Source organism: Sphingomonas sp. PAMC26645 (genome assembly GCF_004795835.1).
Taxonomy (GTDB): domain Bacteria; phylum Pseudomonadota; class Alphaproteobacteria; order Sphingomonadales; family Sphingomonadaceae; genus Sphingomonas.
On sequence record NZ_CP039249.1, the window covers coordinates 2,860,683 to 2,879,341 of the forward strand.

Below are 18,659 nucleotides of genomic sequence, written 5' to 3' on the forward strand. Positions count from 1 at the left end.
CCTCGGGGAGAGGGTTGGGTGAGGGGCTGTTCCAAGCGCTGCACTGCTTGGTGACCCCTCACCCCGACCCTCTCCCCGGAGGGGAGAGGGAGCAGAAGATCGGCGCTCATCGGCGTGGTAGCTCGACGGTGATCAGCGTACCGGCGCCCGGCTCGGACACCAGTTCTATCGTCCCGCCGTGTGCCTCGACGAACTGTTTCGCCAACGGCAGTCCGAGACCCAGAGCGCGATCCCCCATAGGCTTCGACTCCGCGAACCTGTCGAACGCGTGCGCCACCGCCTCCGCATCCATTCCAACCCCATCGTCCGACACCACGATCCGCGCGGACGTCGCATTACCGTCGGTATGCAGCAGCACCCGCCCGCCGTCCGGCGTTGCCGCAACCGCATGGCGCAACAGATGTTCGACGACCTCCTTCAACCGCTTCGGATTGCCGTTCACGCGCCCAGTCGACCGCGCCACCTCGATCGCGAAATCAAGCTTTCGTCGTTTGGCCGACGGCAGGATCGTCTCCGCCGCCGCACGCACGGTAGTGGCCAGATCGACGTCGCTGCGATCGGTTTCCGCACGATCGCTCTCCGCGCGCGTCAGGTCGAGCACGTCGTCGACCAGCAACCCCAGCCGCTCGACGGACTCGAGAATCGCCCCGACATAGCCCTCGGCCTGCGGCGTCAGCGCACCCGCGTACCCGCCATGCAACATCTCCGCGAACCCGCTGATCGACGTCAGCGGCGTGCGCAGTTCGTAGCTCATGTTCGCAACGAAGGCGGTCTTCACCTTGTCGGTCGCCTCGAGCGCGTCCGCACGGTCACGTAGAGCCTGCTCCGCGCGCCGGCTGTCGGTGATGTCGAGCATCGTGAACAGCGCATTCCCATCGGGCAACGGCACGCCCGCAAACTCGAAATGCCGCCCGTCCGCGAATGCCACGCGACCGCCGCGCTGCTGGCGCCCGACCGTCGCCGACCGGACGAGATCGGGGATCAATGCCGACCGGCCAGGTGTCGCGAGTTTCGCACCGGCGGCTTCGGCGAACGCATCGACGCGGGGGTGCGAAGCGAGAAATTCTTCCTCCAGGCCCCACAACGCGCGGAACCGGTTGTTCCACAACTGCAACCGACCATCCGCCGCAAACACGCCAAGCGCCTCGAACAGATTGTCGAACGTCGCCGTCCGCACCCGCAGCAACGTGTCGCGCGCGCTGGCAAGCTGGACCTGCTCGGTGCGATCCTCGAAGATGAGCAACAAGCCGCCATCGGGAAGCGGCTGCGCGACCACGCGGAGATGCGTGCCGCCGCGCAGATGCCAATTCTCTTCCATCGCACCGCCGCCCTGGGTCGAGCCGGTCTGCATGAACCAGTCGCGCCGCTCCGCCTTCCAGCTCGGGAAATCGCGGACCTCCGGTAGCCGGTTCGCCTCGCGCATCCGCTCCAACACCCGGTCGAACTCGGGTCGATCAGCCAGCCATTCGCTCCGCATCGCGAACATCCGGCGGAACGGCTGGTTGCAGAACACGAGCGAGCGATCCCCACCGAACTGCGCCACCCCTGCCGATAGCCGGTCGAGCATCGCGCGCTGGGCTTCGGCAAAACGCTTGGCGCCCGACCGTGCCTGCTCCAGTTCCTCGATATCGATCGCGAACCCGGCCACGCCGCCGCTCGGCAACGGTACGTCGTAGATTTGCAGCGACCGTCGCGCACCGTCGATCGTCGCGGGCAGGACCTGCTGATGCGGGCGTCCCTGCTCGCGCGCGACCGCAGCACCAGCGAGCGGCCCGCCACGTCCTGATCCCTCGACCAGCTCCAGCCCACGCGCGACGACGTCCGCGGCATCGCGCCCCTCGACAGCGTCGACATAGGCCGAGTTCACCATCGCCAGTCGCAAGTCGGTCGCGCGATACCACATCGGCATCGGCGCCGCCTCGATCAGCCCCGTCAGCGACTCATACGCCTCGCCGAGTCGCGCAGTCTCGGAACCAAGTCGTGCGATCTCCGCCTCGCTGTCGGTCGCATCGAACGCCCAGAGCAATACCGCCCCGGTCGCGCCCATCTCGCCCGGCGCGCGCCCACCGCGAAACGTGATCGCCCGCGTCGAGCCCTGCAACCGCACCGACCGCACGAACGCCCGCCCCGACCGCTGCGCCGCCGTGACGTCGGCAATCAACCGCGCGGCATCGTCGGCGGACAGCCCCGCCCCCCCGGCAGCAAGCTCCGCGATCGACCGCGGTGGCGCGTCGAGCCCAAGCCAGTCCGCCATTCGCTGCGTCATCTCGATCCGGCCGCCCGAGCGGATCACCGTCACGATCGCCGGCGACCCGTCGAGGATCGTCTGCAACTGCGCGCTTGCGTCTACCGCGCCCGCAGCATCGGCACGCGCGCGCAGGCCAGAGTAAAGGACAACCAAGCCGGCGAGGATCGCCAATAGCAGTAACGCCCCTACCATCACGGCAGCACCGGTCCCGAGGACCATTATCGGGAAGCCCGTGGCGACATCATCCGACCATGTAGGCCAATCCGTCCCCCCGGGGAAAGCCACGAGACAACGAAAAGGGCGGGCCCGACATGCGGACCCGCCCCTTCGCGATCTTAACGGTGGAAACTGGCTTGCGCTTACAGCTTCACCGAGGCTCCGATATACATCGCGCGACCGATGTTGTCGTAGATCGCATCGCCGTCGCCATTGCCGAGCAGGCCATAAGGCGGCTTCTTGTCGGTCAGGTTGTCGACGCCACCGTACAGGGTGAAGCGCTTGTCGACGTCGACCGACGCGCGAACCGCATGATAGAACACCTTCGGGTAATAGACGACGTCGGCATAGTTCGGGTTGAGCGCGGGAACGCCGTTGGTGTCGTGCTGCGCTTCCCAATCGGTGATCGACTGGCGACCGATGTAGCGGACCTGATAGCCGATCGTGAAGTTCTTGTGCGTCAGGTCGACCGATGCGTTGACGTTCCAGATCGGATCGCCAAGCTCGCCCTTCACCCGGTCGGGGCGGCTCGGCTCGTCGAGATACGGGAAGTCGGTCCGGTCGCGGACCCAGGTCCCCACCACGCGCACCGCAGCCTTGGTGTCCGCACCGAACCGGCGGTTGTAGCTGGCGTCGAAATCAATGCCCTTGGCCTTGAGCGCGGCGAAGTTGACCGTGCTCTGCAACAGCGCCGGCCGTGCGAACAGGCCGTTCGCCTGGCGCGGATTGATCAGGCTGCAGAACTGGTTGTTCAGCGTCGGAGCGTCGTAGCAGGCATCGAGAATCGTCTGTGCGTCGACAGCGTTGATGACCTTGTTGATCTTGATGTCGTAATAATCGACCGTGAGCGCAAAGCCTGGAAGGAAGCTGGGCTGGAAGATCGCACCATAGGTCCAGCTCCGTGACTTCTCGGCCTGTAGATTGGGATTGCCGCCTGACAGGATTTCAGTGGAACCAGCCCGGGCCGTGCTGTTGATGAAACCAGCCGGAACACCTGCTGCCGCACAGTTTGCAGCACGGGTCGAGCGCCCCGTGGTGATGAAGTTGACATCGCACGGATCGTCGAGCTGCGGGAAGTCCTGGCTGTTCGAAGCATACAGATCGCCAAGCGTAGGCGCCCGGACCGACCGAGAATAGTTCACGCGGAACTTGATGTCGTTGATCGGCGCATAGATCCCGCCGAAATTATAAGCATAGACCGTTCCCGTGGACCCCTTGTAATCCGCGACACGACCTGCAGCGTTGATCGTCAGTTCCTTGGCGAAGCTGATGTCCTTCAACAGTGGAAGTTCGATCTCGCCATACGCTTCCTTCACGGCGAATGCGGGTGGACGGAAGTCGGGGATGACGTTGAAGAACGTGTCGCCGCCCTTGATGGTATCGTCATACGCCGAGAACGCCGTTTCGCGACGATACTCGCCGCCGACCGCGAACCGGACCGGACCGCCGGGTAGTTCGAACAGCTGCGAACTGTCCCCGACGATGTTGCCCGTCACGTCGAACTCAGTCGCCTTGCCGCGGCTGGTCGAGGTCGTGTTGATGTAGTTCAGTGCGGCCTGGCTAGCACGCCCCTCGCCCAGAATGTTGAGCGGAGCGCACGACGGATCGACGACAGTCGCCTGGTTGATGCGGCAGACGATCTGGCCGGCCCCGTTACGGACCGCATCGATCGCGTTGTAGAAGCGCGACTGGAACTGGTTGTTGTAGAATTTCGACTTCGTACGGAATTCGCCGTAGTTCACCGAGAAATCATACTTCCAGTCGTCGTTGAAAGTCCCCTCTGCACCGACGACGATGCGATAGGTATCGCGACGATCGGCCTCATCACGCGTGCCGAGATCGGTGTTGTTGCGATTGAGGCGGAAATACTCCGAGCCCGCCGGCAACAACGAACGGATGGTCGCCGCAGCCTGAGGATTGAGGAACGCATTGTCGAATGCGATCGGCACGCCCCCACCAAGATACGTCTCGCCCTCGGCATCGGTCCCCTGCGATCCACCTTGGTTGAACGTACCGCTCGACTGGGCAAAGCTTTCAACGCGCACGAACTTCGCCTCGAAGAACGGCTTGAACGCCTCCGATACGTCGTAATGGCCGATCAAGTTTGCGACGTAGCGCTTGAGCGACGGATCCAACGTACCCGTATCGGTCAGCGTCGCGCCGCTGCCGTTCTGGTTGTTGTTCGAGCCTACCGATCGAAAATCATTCCCGTAATTATACTCGGAGAGTTGCCCGTTCGACCCGAAGCCGAACACGCGGGGAGCGCCGTTCGCACGACAGGCAGCAGCTACGCCACCACCGCAGCCCAGCAGGTTGCCGCCGTTATAGGCGATAAAGTTGCCGCCATTGTCATAGCCGAAGCTACGGACACCCGTAAGGAAAGTCCGCTGCGGCTGACCGGACGCGTTGGTCGCGATACGCTGGAACTGGTTCCGGCCATCATAGGCACCGGTCAACCCCGGACGGTCGGTATAAGTCAGCAGATCGGCCTGGTTATATTCGAGACCGAGCGCGATATTGCCGCGCCCCTCGGCGAAGTTCGTCCCGAAGGTGCCCGACAGGCGATACGTGCCGCGATTGCCGCGATCCGCGATCCCGCTCTGGGCATTAAGCGATACGCCGTCGAAATTGCGCTTCAGCACGAAGTTCACGACACCGGCCATGGCGTCCGAACCATACACCGCCGAGCTACCGCCGGTAACGATGTCGACGCGGTCGATTAGATCGGTCGGGATCGTGTTGGTGTCGACGAGAAACTCGCCGGTCGATCCGGTGATGTGACGGCGGCCGTTGACGAGAACCAGCGTACGCGATGGCCCAAGACCACGAAGATCGAGCAGGTTGATGCCGGCAGTACCGATGAACTGGGTCGAGTTCGCCTGGCTGTAGGTCGAGCGCAGCGACGGCAGGTCGTTCAGCACGTCGCCGATCACGACAGCGCCGGTCCGCGTCAGGTCGGCCTGCGTCACGGTGGTGACGGGGATAGGCGAATTGAGCGTCGGCCGCGCGATGCGCGAACCGGTGACGACGATCTCGCTGCCGGCATTGGCTTCGGCCGCCACCGTCTGTGCAACTGCGCCCGTCGTAGTGTCCGAACCAACCGGAGCGGTTGGATCGGTGCCGGGCGCCTGGCTTTGCGCGTCAACCGGTGTTGCAGTCTGCGCCGCTGCCGGGATCATTGAGACCAATACGAACGCCACCGTCGACGCTGTTACGAACAATCCGGACTTCCGGATCGGCATGCCAGTCATATTAAATAACCCCTGAACCCAATCTTTTACTGAGGTCAGAAGGACACCTTTCCTGCCCGTTTTTCAATCCGGGCAGCAAAACATTACAAACATGTTGCAGAGCTGCAACACGGATGCGTAACGAAAAAGCCGCGCCCGCCTGATGGCGAACGCGGCTTTTCGAAGACCCTACTAAATCCTAAGATCAGTAGCGGTAATGATCCGGCTTGAACGGGCCTTCGACCGGCACGCCGATGTAGCCGGCCTGCTTGTCCGAAAGCTTCGACAGCTTCACGCCGAGCTTCTCGAGGTGGAGCATCGCGACCTTCTCGTCGAGGTGCTTCGGCAGGACGTACACTTCGTTCTTGTAGTTCTCGCCCTTGGTCCAGAGCTCGATCTGCGCGAGCGTCTGGTTGGTGAACGAGGCCGACATCACGAACGACGGGTGGCCGGTGGCGCAACCGAGGTTCACCAGGCGACCCTTCGCCAGGATGATGATCTGCTTGCCGTCCGGGAACTTTACCAGGTCGGTGCCGGGCTTCACTTCGGTCCAGTCGTAGTTCGACAGCGCGGCGATCTGGATCTCCGAGTCGAAGTGACCGATGTTGCAGACTATCGACATCGGCTTCATCGCCTTCATGTGATCGGCGGTGATGACGTCGGCGTTGCCGGTCGCGGTGCAGAAGATGTCGGCGCGCTTGACGGCCTCTTCCATCGTCACGACCTCGAAGCCCTCCATCGCTGCCTGCAGTGCGCAGATCGGATCGACTTCGGTGACCATCACGCGCGCGCCGCCGTTGCGGAGCGACTGAGCCGAGCCCTTGCCGACGTCACCGAAACCGGCGACGCAGGCGACCTTGCCGGCGAGCATGACGTCGGTCGCGCGACGGATCGCGTCGACCAGCGATTCCTTGCAGCCGTAGAGGTTGTCGAACTTCGACTTGGTGACCGAGTCGTTGACGTTGATCGCGGGGAACGGCAGCTCGCCCTTCTTGGCGATCTCGTACAGGCGGTGGACACCCGTGGTGGTCTCTTCCGAGACGCCCTTCAGGTTCTTGACGGTCTCGGTCAGGTAGCCGGGGTTCTTCGCGACGTACGCCTTGAGCGCACGCTGCATCTCGACCTCTTCCTCGTTCTCGGGCTCGGGCATCGTGTGGCCGGCTTCGAGCTTGGCGCCCCAGAGTGCGAACATCGTCGCGTCGCCACCGTCGTCGAGGATGATGTTGGCAGTCTGGCCCTCTACGTCGCGATCCCACGAGAAGATGTCGCCGACATAGTTCCAATAGTCCGCGAGGCTCTCGCCCTTGATCGCGAACACCGGCACGCCGGTCGCGGCGATCGCGGCGGCGGCGTGGTCCTGCGTCGAGAAGATGTTGCAGGTCGCCCAGCGAACGTCGGCGCCGAGCGCGGTCAGCGTCTCGATCAGCACCGCGGTCTGGATCGTCATGTGCAGCGAGCCGGTGATGCGCGCGCCCTTAAGCGGCTGCGCTGCGCCGAACTCGGTGCGCAGCGACATCAGGCCGGGCATCTCGGTCTCGGCGATGTTGATCTCGGCGCGGCCGAAATCGGCGAGACTGATGTCGGCGACGACGTAGTCGGTCGCATTGCCGGACTGCGCGGGGGCGAGGGTGGTGGCCACGATGGGTCTCCTGGAAATTCTGTGATCGGCGAGCCTCATGCCCGTGCCGGATGCCGTGCCACTTAGGGGATCGGAGGGCTCAAATCAAATATAAAGATATCTTTATATGACGTGTCGGTGTCCCTTGGGCAGCATGTTCTCCTGCGAACGCAGGAGTCCAGGATCACAAAGGACATCATTCATTACCCTGGGCTCCTGCGTTCGCAGGAGAACGGCTAAGCCCGCCCCGTCTCCGCCACCAGCAACCGCGGATCCACACCAGCCTGCGCAAACGCCATCGTCCAGCGATCCTCCGCAGCGGTATCGAACAGCAATTCGGTGTCGCCGAGCACGTTGAACCAGCCCGGCCGCGACAGCTCACCCTCGAGCTGCCCGCCATCCCAACCGGCATAGCCAAGCGCCACCACCCACTCCGACGGGCCCTTCCCCTCGGCGATCGCGCGGAGCACGTCGACCGTGCTCGACAGCTTCCACCGCCCGGCGACGTCGACAGAGTCCTGCCCGCCCCAGTCGGACGAATGCACCACGAACCCGCGCCGCGGCTCGACCGGTCCGCCGAAATGCACCGGCGCGTTCGGCGCATCGCCCGGCTCGATCCCGAACTGCTCCAGCAGATCGTGGAAACCCAGACCGTCGATCGTCGCGCCGATCCCGATCGCGCCATTCTCGTCATGGCTGCACATCGCGATCACCGCGCGGGCGAACCGCGGATCGCTCATCCCCGGCATCGCGAGCAGGAATTGTCCGGAAAGAAAGGGCGTCTTGTCCATGCGTTCGAACATAGCGACGCGGACGAGTCCCCGCCACGCTTGAAATACGCGCGCCCGCGTCCAAGGTACGGCTCGCCCGCGACCAATGCGCGGCGACAGGAGATTTCAGATGACGATCAGCGTCGGCGACCGGCTTCCCACCACCAATCTCGTCAAGGCCACGGCCGACGGCCCCGACCAGGTCGATACCGACAGCTTCTTCAAGGGCCGCAAGGTCGCGCTGTTCGCGGTCCCCGGCGCGTTCACGCCGACCTGCTCGGCCAAGCATCTCCCCGGCTTCGTCGAGAAGGAAGCCGAGCTAAAGGCCAAGGGCATCGACGAGGTCGCGTGCGTGTCGGTCAACGACGCGTTCGTGATGGGCGCGTGGGGCAAGTCGGCGGGCGCCGGCGACATCACGATGCTGGCGGACGGCAATGGTGATTTCGCGAAGGCTATCGGGCTGACGATGGACGGCTCGGGCTTTGGCATGGGCACGCGCAGCCAGCGTTACTCGATGCTGGTGAACGACGGCGTGGTCGAGCAGCTGAACGTCGAGGCACCCGGCGAGTTCAAGGTTAGTTCGGCCGAGTACCTCCTCAGCGAGATCTGATCCTCCCCGGCACGGGGAGGGGGACCGTTCGGCACCTTTGCCAGAGGGTGGAGGGGGCTCACCGCGAGCGTTACGTTTGTGGAGCGCCCCCTCCGTCAGCCCGAGTGGGCTGCCACCTCCCCGACACGGGGAGGATTTAGGTGGTCTTGCCACCGTAACCTGCGCCACCTAACACTGCCCGATGACAATCGCATCCGACCTCGTCGCCGAACTCGACCGCCTCTACCGCGCCTCCGTCGAGCGCCTCCAAGCCGCCATGAGCGCGTATATCGCCGACGGCACGACGCCCGATCCGGTCAGCCGCACCGACGGCTCGTTCGCCTATCCCGAGATCCGGCTGACCTATAAGGGCGGCGTCGACCGGCCCACCCCGCTCCGCTCGTTCGGCCGTCTGGTCAACGCAGGCGAATACCGCATCAGCGTCACCAAGCCTGCGATCTTCGCCGAATACCTGACCGAACAGCTTACGCTGCTGATCGAGGATTACGACGTCACTGTCGAAGCCGTTGAAGGCCGCCAGGAAATCCCGTTCCCTTATGTGATCGAACCCGGCCATGCGCTGAGCCTCGACGAGGTCTCCGCGACCGAATTGTCGCGCCACTTCCCCGCGACCGAGCTCGCGCATATCGGCGACGAGATCGCCGATGGCCTCTGGATCGCGCAGGACGAGACGCGCCCGCTCGCGCTGTTCGACGGTCTGCGCACCGATTTCAGCCTTGCCCGCCTGCGCCATTACATGGGCACGCCCGCCGAACACGCGCAGCGCTTCGTGCTGTTCACCAACTACCACCGCTATGTCGACGAGTTCGTCCGTTGGGCCGGCACGCAGTTGGGCGAAGGCTCGCGCTTCACCAGCCTATCGGGCGCGGGCGGGATCACGATTTCGTCGGGCGACGACATCGACAAGATCATCTCCGACAGCGCCTGGCGGCGGCACCAGATGCCCGCCTATCACCTGATGGCGGACGACCGCACCGGCATCACGCTGGTCAACATCGGCGTCGGTCCGTCGAACGCGAAGACGATCTGCGACCATCTCGCCGTGCTGCGCCCTGAGGCGTGGCTGATGATCGGCCATTGCGGCGGCCTGCGCCCCAGCCAGCGGATCGGCGACTACGTCCTCGCGCATGCCTATCTGCGCGACGACCATGTCCTCGACGACGTCCTGCCCCCCGAAATCCCGATCCCCGCGATCGCCGAAGTCCAGCTCGCGATGGCCAAGGCCGCCGAGATCGTCTCGGGTCAGTCGGGCGAGGAACTCAAGCGCCGCCTCCGCACCGGCACGATCGTCACCACCGACGATCGCAATTGGGAGCTTCGTTACTCGAAGTCCGCGCTGCGCTTCTCGCTCAGTCGCGCGGTTGGCATCGACATGGAATCCGCGACGATCGCCGCGCAGGGCTATCGCTTCCGCGTCCCGTACGGCACGTTGCTCTGCGTCTCGGACAAGCCGCTCCACGGCGAGCTGAAGCTGCCGGGCCAGGCCAATCGCTTCTACGAACGCGCGATCAGCGAGCATCTGCGGATCGGGATCGAAACCTGCGAGCAGCTCCGTCTGGAAGGGTCTAAGCTCCACAGCCGCAAGCTCCGCGCGTTCGACGAGCCCCCGTTCAGGTAAAAATCGGAGCGGATCGCATGGGAATGCGTTACGCTTCCGGAATCATTGCTGAGGGAAGATAGAAGTGGCCGACACCGACACGCCCGATACGGAAGCAAACAAGCCCGCCGCCCGCCGTCGCGCGCCGCGCAAGACGAGCGCGCCAAAGGCGGCACCGGCTGCCACGTCGTCGGCCAAGCCGGTCGCGTCCAAGCCCGTGCCGGTTGCGGACAAGCCTGTCACCGCCGCGTCGTCGAAACCAGTGGCCAAGCCGACGCCAAAGCCGCGCTCGACCAAGCGCAGCACGCCCCGCCCGGTGCCTGCACGCAATACGGCCACGCCGGTCGCGGTCGCCAAGCCTCCGGAGAAGACCCGTGGGAAATGGGGGGCTGCGGCGATCTTCAGCGGTGTCGCGGTGGCTGGTGCAGCGGTTGGGGCGCTGCTGACTTTACGCGGCAGTACGCCGAAGGCTCAGACAGCACCCAAACCGAAGGGTACGCACGCGCATCAGGCTGACGGGACGGACTCGTCGAAGTCGTTCGACGCCGGCATTGCCGACCCGGGGACGGTCCCGGAGTAAGTATCCCCAAGATACTCCACCCCGGCGAAGGCCGGGGCCCATTTGGAACGTCTTGCGTAACGAAGCTCATCGCTCCGTTAGCGACGTTTCCCAACTGGACCCCGGCCTTCGCCGGGGTGGTGCGTTGTAGGTGTCGCCCCCCCCACGCCGCCTTCGTTCCCCCGCGGAGGCGGGGGCCCAGCTAAAACCATGGAAGCGTTCGTAACCCTGGGCCCCCGCCGCCGCGGGGGAACTAGGAGTTAGCGGGCGAACGTCAGCTGGCGATAAGCCAACGTCCCCCTCACCACCCGGTCGGCTTCCCCTTGTTCTGCACGTCCAGCCAAGACTTCAACGGTGCGAAATACTCGACCAGCGCCGTGCCCGACATCTCGCGGCTGCCGGTGAACACCTGCAACGCATCCGGCCAAGGCTTCGATTGCCCCATGCTCAGCATCGCGTTCAGCTTCGTCCCCACCGCCTTGTTGTCGTAAAACGAGCAACGATGCAGCGGCCCCTTCCAGCCCGACTGGTCGCACGCCGCCTTGTAGAACTGGAACTGCAACACCCGCGCCAGGAAGTAGCGCGTGTAAGGCACCGCTGCCGGGATATGGTATTTCGCGCCCGCGTCGAACTTGGTCTCGTCGCGCGCGACCGGCGGCTTGATCCCCTGATACTGAAGCCGCAAAGCATCCCACGCCGCCTGATACCCTGTCGCCGGGATCTGCCCCGAGAACACGCCCCAGCGCCATTTGTCGATCAGCAGCCCGAACGGCAGGAACGCGACCTTGTCCATCGCCTGGCGCAGCAGCAGCCCGATGTCCTTGTCCGCGCTCGGCACCTTCGCCTGGTCGAGCAGGCCGATCTTCACCAGGTAATCCGGCGTGATCGACAGCGCGACGGTATCGCCGATCGCCTCGTGGAAACCGTCGTTAGCACCGTTCGCGTACAGAAACGGCTGTGCCTTGTACGCGCGCTGATAGTAGTTGTGGCCAAGCTCGTGGTGGATCGTGACGAAGTCGTCGGCGTTCACCTTCGTGCACATCTTGATCCGGATATCGTCCTTGGCGTCGATATCCCACGCCGACGCATGGCAGATCACGTCGCGGTCGGCAGGCTTGGTGATCTGCGACCGCTTCCAGAACGTCTCCGGCAACGGCGCGAAGCCGAGCGACGAATAGAAGCCCTCGCCCTGCTTCACCATCTTCAGCGGATCATAGCCCTTGGCCTTGAGCAGGTCGCCGGTGTCGAACCCCAGATCCCCGGCGCCCTTGGGTGCGACGATGTCGTAGATATTGCCCCATTCCTGCGCCCACATGTTGCCGAGCAGGTCGCTGCGGATCGGTCCGGTCTTCGCCTGCACCGCGTCGCCGTATTTCTCGTTGAGCTTCCACCGCGTGTAGGTGTGGAGCGCCATATAGAGCGGCTCGACCTGCTTCCAGATCTTGTCGGTCAGCGCCGCGAACTGCTCGGGCGTCATGTCGTAGCCAGAGCGCCACAGCGCACCGACATCCTTGTAGCCGAGCTCGCGCGCGCCCTCGTTCGAGATCGACGTCATCTTCGCATAATCGCCACGCATCGGCGCGCCGACCTTGTCATTCCAGCTCGTCCACATCTCGGTCAGCTTGGCCGGATCGCGCACCGAGCCCATCGCCGCCTCGATGTCCGACCCGTTGATCGGCTTGCCGTCGAGCGTCCCCATGCCCTTGCCGTAGGACGACGACATCTTCGTGGTCAGCGTCGACAGTTCCTCGGACGCCCCTGCCCGCGTCGGCGCCGGCAGCGTCAGCCCGCCGCGCAGCAGATCGAGCTTGCGCTTGGTATCGAACGAAAGCCCCGGCAGCGACGCATAGCGCGCGGCGCCGAGCGCGTACTTCACCCCGAGATCGGTCATCTCCGCGCCCGACTTCGCCGCCAGCGCATCGGTATCGTCGGTGATGTACGTCGCGTTGACCCACGCCACGCGGTTCGCGTCGAGCGAGGCAGTCGCCATCGCCTTCTCCGCCTCAGCGACGAACGCATCGGCCTGCGCGACGGTCGGCTTGCCGGTGGTAGCGGGTGCTGCAGTCTGGGCCTGCGCTACGGACGGCACGGCGATCGCGCACGCAAGCGCGATCAGAGAGACGGTACGGATCATGATCTTCCCCTAGATTATGCCTCCAGAGTGAGCATCCGACCAAGTCTGGTCAACGCCGATCTTTCCAATCCTCCCCCTTGCGGGGGAGGATCGTGGTTAGGGCGTCAGCCTGCCAGGAAGTCCGCGATCGCCTGGCCCAGTTCGGGCTTCACCACTGCGCTCATATGACCGCCCGGAGTCTCGACATACGTCCCGTTCGGCAACGCCGCAGCCAGATCCGGTGCCGAACCATTGTCCTGATCCTCGCCGCCGCACACGACCAACGTCGGCTGCTGTATAGCCTTCACCGACTCGAGCGGCGTATCGACGAACGTCTCGAGGATACCGAGCAACGCGATCGGATCGCCGCCCGTCGTCTTCAGGAACGCCTCCGCCAGCCACTCCGGCGTACCCTGCACATGCTGCCCCAGCCTGGTCAGGATATTGCGGAAATGCCCGGCGCGGCGTGACGTCTGCGTCAGCCCTTCGAGACCCATTCCGGAGAAGATCACGCGCCGCGGCGTCGCGCCCGTCGCCAGCATCCGCGAGGTCGTCCGCGCACCCAGCGAGTAGCCGCCAAGGTCATAGTCCGTCAGCCCAAGATGCGCGACCAGCGCGTGGCCATCTTGCGTCAGCGCATCCGCCGGATACGCCTCTAGCCCATGCGGCTTCTCGCTCTCACCGTGCGCGCGCAGGTCCGGCATGATCACCCGGAAACCCTTGGCGGCGATCTTCGCGGCGTGGCCGTAGCGGATCCAGTTGGTCTTCGCGTCGGAGAAATAGCCGTGGATCAGCACCACCGGCCGCCCCTCGCCGACCTCGCGCCACGCGATCCGCGTGCCGTCGAAGCTTTCGAAAAACTGGGTATCGCTCGGGGTGCTGGCCACGGTCACATCCTGCATTGGTTCGCCGCCAATTCGTGGCGGCCGCCGCCCAAGTCAACCCGCGCTAGCTCCCTGCATGTCGAGCGCCCCTTAGCCCCAAACGAAAACGGGCGACCCGAAGGCCGCCCGTTCCCAACTTCGAAAGACAGGATCAGAACTGATACCCGATCCCGCCCGATGCACCGGCACGGCCCTGCGAGTCGTAGGTGCCGCTCAGCTTGACGACCGTGTGGCCATCGCTGAACGCCTTCGACATCCCGACCGCGACCGCCGACTGGCCGGCATAGGTGCCACCACCCATCGCGATCATCCCCTTGCCCGCTTCATACGCCTGCGGGAGTCCGGCTGCTGCCAGCGCGTTGGAGGTCCCGGCAAAGCTGTCGCGGCGGAGGTTGCGCAGATCGAAGTCGAGCGCCGCGATCCGTCCGTCGGTATAGGCGTTCGCCTGCGTCACGGCGGAATTGATGCCCGAGTTCAGCTGCCCGACGTTGACCGCGTCGGTGGTCGACACGCCCGCCGCGACATTGCTCAGCACGGTCGCCTGACCGCCGGCGTTGAACGTCACGTTGGTACGCGAAGGACCATATTGCACCGAGTTGCTGCCCAGCGCGAGCGCACTGTTCGCGGTGCCCTGTGCCGTCGCGACCGCCTGATTGGTGGTGTAGAGCTGCCCACCGTTCACTGCTTCGGCGGACCCCGCCGCGACCGTACCGGCGGCCACGTTGGCGATCGTCACCGGCGCCGCCGCGTTGCCACCCGCCAGCGTCACGGTATTGGTCCGCGCACCGTTGGCATCGGTGTTGTACGACACCGCGTTCACCGCCGTCAGCGCCAGGGCGTAGACCTGTCCGCCATTGACCGCGTCGGTCGAACCCGCCGTGATCGAACCGCCCGCGACATTGTGCAGGCCGACGGGGCCAGCCGCCGCACCGACCAGCGTCAGGTCGTTGGTCTTCGTGCCACCGTTCGGCGTGGTTGCGCTGCCGGGGTTGGAGTATTGCACCGGCCCGGTCGCACCGTTGCTGATCTGGTTGCCCAGGTTGGTGATCGCGGTCGTGTTGTTCGCCACCTGCGTGTTGGTCGCCGCAAGCTGCGCGCCGTTGACCGCGTCGGTAGACCCGGCGGCGACGTTGCCGGCGGCGACGTTGGTGATGACCGTACCGCCGGCACCGCCGAGCGTGATCGAGTTCTTCGTGCCGTTGTCGTACTGGACGGTGGTGGTGCCCAGAGCCGCAACTTGCGCCGCGACCCCTGCGACCTGGCCGACATTGGCGGCATCGGTTGCCGCGGTGCCGGCCGCGACGTTGGTGATCTGCCGAGCGCCACCAGCCGAGCCGACCGACACTTCACCGACCGAGTTCTGCAAGCCGGCGAGCCCGAGCGCGGCATAGCCAAGAGTACCGCCACGAAGCGCTGAGGAGCCGGTGCCGATGGCAACGCTGTTGTCCGCGGTCGTGGTCGCTTCCGGCCCGATCGCGATGCTGTCGGTACCCGTCACGACGCTGTCGCCGCGGGTCGAGAGAACCCGGAAATACCGGATGCCCGCACCGCCGTTGATCGCGCCATCGACCGCATCGAAGACCGACTGGACATTGCCATATTGCACCCCGCCGAACCCGATCGAAGCAAGCACGCGGTTGGTGGCAGCGTCATAGCTCGACAGGCCGCCCAGCCCCGCCGCGACGGAGGTGCCGAGCCCGACGAGCTGCCCGCCGTTGACCGCGTCGGTCGACCCTGCCGCGAGCGTTCCCGCCGCGACGTTGCCGAGCACGACCGGCGCCGCGCCTGCTCCACCGAACGTCACGCGCGTCCGGGTCGGATCGTCATACTGCACCGACAGCGCGGCGAGATTGCCGACCTGGCCGGAGACGGTTGCCAGCTGGCCGCCGTTGACCGCATCGGTCGAGCCCGCCGCGACCACGCCGTTGCCGACATTGTGCAAGGCGACGGCACCAGCGGCACCCCCGACCAGCGTCACGTCGTTCGACGGCACGCCGCCGTTGGGCGTGGTCGGTGCGCCTGCGCTCGAATATTGGAGCGCACCGATCGCGCCATTCGCGATGCTCGTCGTCAGGTTGGTGACGTTGGTGTTGGTCGCAAACAGCTGGCTGCCGTTGACCGCCTCGGTCGAGGTCGCACCGAGCGCGCCTGCCGCGACATTGCCGATCACGACGGGGGCTGCACCCGTACCGACGCCGCCAAGCGTGATCCGCGAGCGGCCGACATCGTCATACTGCACCGCGAGTGCGGACAGGCCGCTGACTTGCCCGGAGACACTCGCAAGCTGACCACCGTTGACCGCATCGGTCGATCCCACCGCGACATTGCCATTCGCGACATTGTGCAATCCGACCGGGCCAGCCGCCGCACCGACCAGCGCGACGTCGTTGCTCGGCACGCCGCCATTGGGCGTGGTCGGCGTCGCGGCGTTGGAATATTGCACCGCGCCGATCCCGCCATTGGTGATGTTGGTCGTGAGGTTGGTCAGCGCGGTGTTGGTGTTGGTGACGTTGGCGTTGGTCGTGAACAGCTGGCTGCCGTTGACCGCCTCGAGCGAGGCGGCGCCGAGCGTCCCCGCCGCGACGTTGCCGAGCACCACCGGTGCAGCACCCGCGCCGCCGAAGGTCACGCGCGACCGGCTGAGATCGTCATACTGCACCGCCAAACCGTTCAGCGTGCCGACCTGCCCCGAGACCAGGGCAAGCTGACCGCCATTGACCGCGTCGGTCGAACCCACCGCGACGGCGCCATCGGCGACATTGTGCAGAGCGACCGCGCCGGCGGCACCGCCCACGAGCGTCGCGTCGTTCGACGGCACGCCCCCGTTCGGCGTGGTCGGCGCACCCGCGCTTGAGTATTGCAGCGCACCGATCGCGCCATTCGTGATGTTGGTCGTCAGGTTGGTGACGTTGGTGTTGGTCGCGAACAGCTGGCTGCCGTTGACCGCGTCGGTCGAGGTCGCGCCGAGCGTACCCGCCGCGACATTGCCGATCGCCACCGGAGCGGCCCCCGTGCCGAGACCCCCGAGCGTGACGCGAGCGCGCGTCGCGTCGTCATACTGGACCGACAGCGCGGCGAGGTTGCCGACCTGGCCGGTCACGGTGGCAAGCTGCCCGCCATTCACCGCGTCGGTCGACCCGGTCGCGACAGTGCCATCGGCTACGTTGTGAAGAGCGACCGGTCCTGCCGTTGCACCGACCAGCGCGACGTCGTTGGTCGGGACGCCACCGTTCGGCACGGTCGGCGTCGCCGCGTTCGAATATTGCAGCGCGCCGATGCCGCCATTGGTGATGTTGGTCGTCAGGTTCGTCAGCGCGGTATTGGTGTTGGTGACGTTGGTGTTCGTCGCGAACAGCTGGCTGCCGTTGACCGCATCGGTCGAGGTCGCACCCAGCGTGCCGGCCGCGACGTTGCCGAGCGCGACGGGCGCTGCACCCGTGCCCACGCCGCCAAGCGTCGCCCGCACGCGCGTCGCGTCGTCATACTGGACGGCGAGCCCGGCCAGCGTGCCGACCTGCCCGGTGACCGTGGCAAGCTGTCCACCATTGACCGCGTCGGTCGAGCCCGCGGCGACGTTGCCGTTTGCCACGTTGTGCAGCCCGACCGCGCCCGGCGTCGCGCCGACCAGCGCGACGTCGTTGGTGGGCGTGCCACCGTTCGGCACCGTCGGCGTCGCGGCGTTGGCGTATTGCACGGCACCGATCGCGCCGTTGCTGATGTTGGTCGTCAGGTTCGTGACGTTGGTGTTGGTCGCGAACAACTGGCTGCCGTTGACCGCCTCGGTCGAGGCAGCGCCGAGCGTGCCTGCGGCGACGTTGCGGAGCGCCACCGCCGGCGCGCCGGTACCGGCTCCCCCCAGCGTCACGCTGGTGCGGGTCGCACCATCATATTGGACCGCACCGCTTGCGAGCGTGCCGATCTGCGCCTGAACGCCGGTGAGCTGGGCGACGTTGACCGCATCGGTTGCCGCGGTGCCCGCCGCGACGTTGGTGATCTGGCGTTCGCCACCCGCCGCGCCGACCGAGACTTCGCCGGCCGAGTTCTGGGGAACAGCGAGCCCGATCGCGGTATAGCCTGCCAGCGGTCCGCGTGCGGCAACGCTCCCTGCACCGAGCGCGACGCCGTTCGCGCCGGTCGCGATCGCTCCCGTACCCAGAGCGATCGCGCCGGTTGCATTGGCGCCGACCGTCGATCCGGTGCCGAGCGCGATCGAGCCGAGCGCGGTCGCGCTGGTCAGCGCTCTGTTACCGAATGCGATCGAATTTCCCTCTCCTGCAGACGCTTCGGCGCCGGTCGCGCCGAGCCCGGTGATCCGATTGCCGCCGATCGCGATGCCGGCCGGCGTCCGCAACGTGAAACTGTCCGCCTGCGTATCGCAGCGGTCCGCCGGTCCGACAAGCTGTCCGTTGGCGTTGAGCACCTGCAAAGTAATGTTGTTGCCCGCCGCCGCATTCGTCAGAAGCGCGGATGCGTTGATGGTGAGCGCCGGCACGCCAAGAAACGGCAGCAACGTGTTGATGCCCCCGGTAATCGGATCGACCGTGTTCTGGATCGGCGTGACGATCCCGTTGACCACCGGCGTCAGGATATCGGTGACGACCGAGCGTGGCAGGCTGACGCCCGAGCATACGCTGACGATGTTCGGCGTGGCTGCCTGCGCCGAAGCGGCCTGGGTCGCGAGCAGCGACGTGGTCGCCAGCCCGATCAACGAAGCGCCATCGCGCAGGCGGCGCAGGGTGCGGGTAAAGGTGGGCGACTTTGCAGGATGCGAAGCGAACGTCTTGGCGCCAGTCGGCGTCACGGCGTCTCGATCT

10 protein-coding genes are annotated in these 18,659 nt (G+C 65.7%); 3 read left to right on the forward strand and 7 right to left on the reverse strand.

The window, feature by feature from the left end; genetic code table 11:
• Window positions 1-106: 106 nt before the first annotated feature.
• The 4 genes from E5673_RS13200 to E5673_RS13215 all read right to left on the reverse strand — a co-directional run bounded on the left by E5673_RS13200 (window position 107) and on the right by E5673_RS13215 (window position 8,103).
• Window positions 107-2,467 carry a PAS domain-containing sensor histidine kinase gene (locus tag E5673_RS13200; RefSeq protein WP_136190364.1) on the reverse strand — a complete coding sequence of 787 codons (2,361 nt, stop codon included), beginning with the start codon at window positions 2,465-2,467 and terminating at the stop codon, window positions 107-109.
• 140 nt (window positions 2,468-2,607) lie between these two features.
• On the reverse strand, window positions 2,608-5,706 hold the full coding sequence (locus tag E5673_RS13205; RefSeq protein ID WP_136190365.1) for a TonB-dependent receptor: 3,099 nt from the start codon (window positions 5,704-5,706) through the stop codon (window positions 2,608-2,610).
• A gap of 193 nt (window positions 5,707-5,899) precedes the next feature.
• A complete protein-coding gene (gene ahcY, locus E5673_RS13210) occupies window positions 5,900-7,333 on the reverse strand; it encodes an adenosylhomocysteinase (protein ID WP_107954828.1) in 1,434 nt (477 codons plus the stop codon).
• 215 nt (window positions 7,334-7,548) lie between these two features.
• Window positions 7,549-8,103 carry a YqgE/AlgH family protein gene (locus E5673_RS13215; protein WP_136190366.1) on the reverse strand — a complete coding sequence of 185 codons (555 nt, stop codon included), beginning with the start codon at window positions 8,101-8,103 and terminating at the stop codon, window positions 7,549-7,551.
• Window positions 8,104-8,212: 109 nt separating this feature from the next.
• On the opposite strand from E5673_RS13215, the gene E5673_RS13220 reads away from it, so the two are divergent.
• From E5673_RS13220 to E5673_RS13230, 3 genes are all read left to right on the forward strand, one after another.
• Window positions 8,213-8,692 (forward strand): peroxiredoxin, encoded by a 480-nt coding sequence (locus E5673_RS13220; protein ID WP_136190367.1) that lies wholly within the window; start codon window positions 8,213-8,215, stop codon window positions 8,690-8,692.
• A 181-nt stretch (window positions 8,693-8,873) separates the two neighbouring features.
• Window positions 8,874-10,310, forward strand: coding sequence for an AMP nucleosidase (locus E5673_RS13225; RefSeq protein ID WP_056058443.1), 1,437 nt, complete (start codon window positions 8,874-8,876; stop codon window positions 10,308-10,310).
• Between the two features lie 64 nt (window positions 10,311-10,374).
• Complete coding sequence (locus tag E5673_RS13230) at window positions 10,375-10,869, forward strand: hypothetical protein (protein ID WP_136190368.1); 495 nt, start codon at window positions 10,375-10,377, stop codon at window positions 10,867-10,869.
• A gap of 280 nt (window positions 10,870-11,149) precedes the next feature.
• Here the strand turns inward: E5673_RS13230 and E5673_RS13235 are convergent, their stop codons facing one another.
• The 3 genes from E5673_RS13235 to E5673_RS13245 form a co-directional block, all read right to left on the reverse strand.
• A complete protein-coding gene (locus tag E5673_RS13235; RefSeq protein ID WP_136190369.1) occupies window positions 11,150-12,982 on the reverse strand; it encodes a M2 family metallopeptidase in 1,833 nt (610 codons plus the stop codon).
• Between the two features lie 104 nt (window positions 12,983-13,086).
• Window positions 13,087-13,794, reverse strand: a complete 708-nt coding sequence (locus tag E5673_RS13240; protein WP_247599683.1) for an alpha/beta fold hydrolase — start codon at window positions 13,792-13,794, stop codon at window positions 13,087-13,089.
• A 202-nt stretch (window positions 13,795-13,996) separates the two neighbouring features.
• The gene (locus E5673_RS13245; protein ID WP_168711630.1) at window positions 13,997-18,646 is read right to left on the reverse strand and encodes a YadA-like family protein; all 4,650 of its coding nucleotides are present in this window, start codon (window positions 18,644-18,646) and stop codon (window positions 13,997-13,999) included.
• Between the last annotated feature and the right edge of the window lie 13 nt (window positions 18,647-18,659).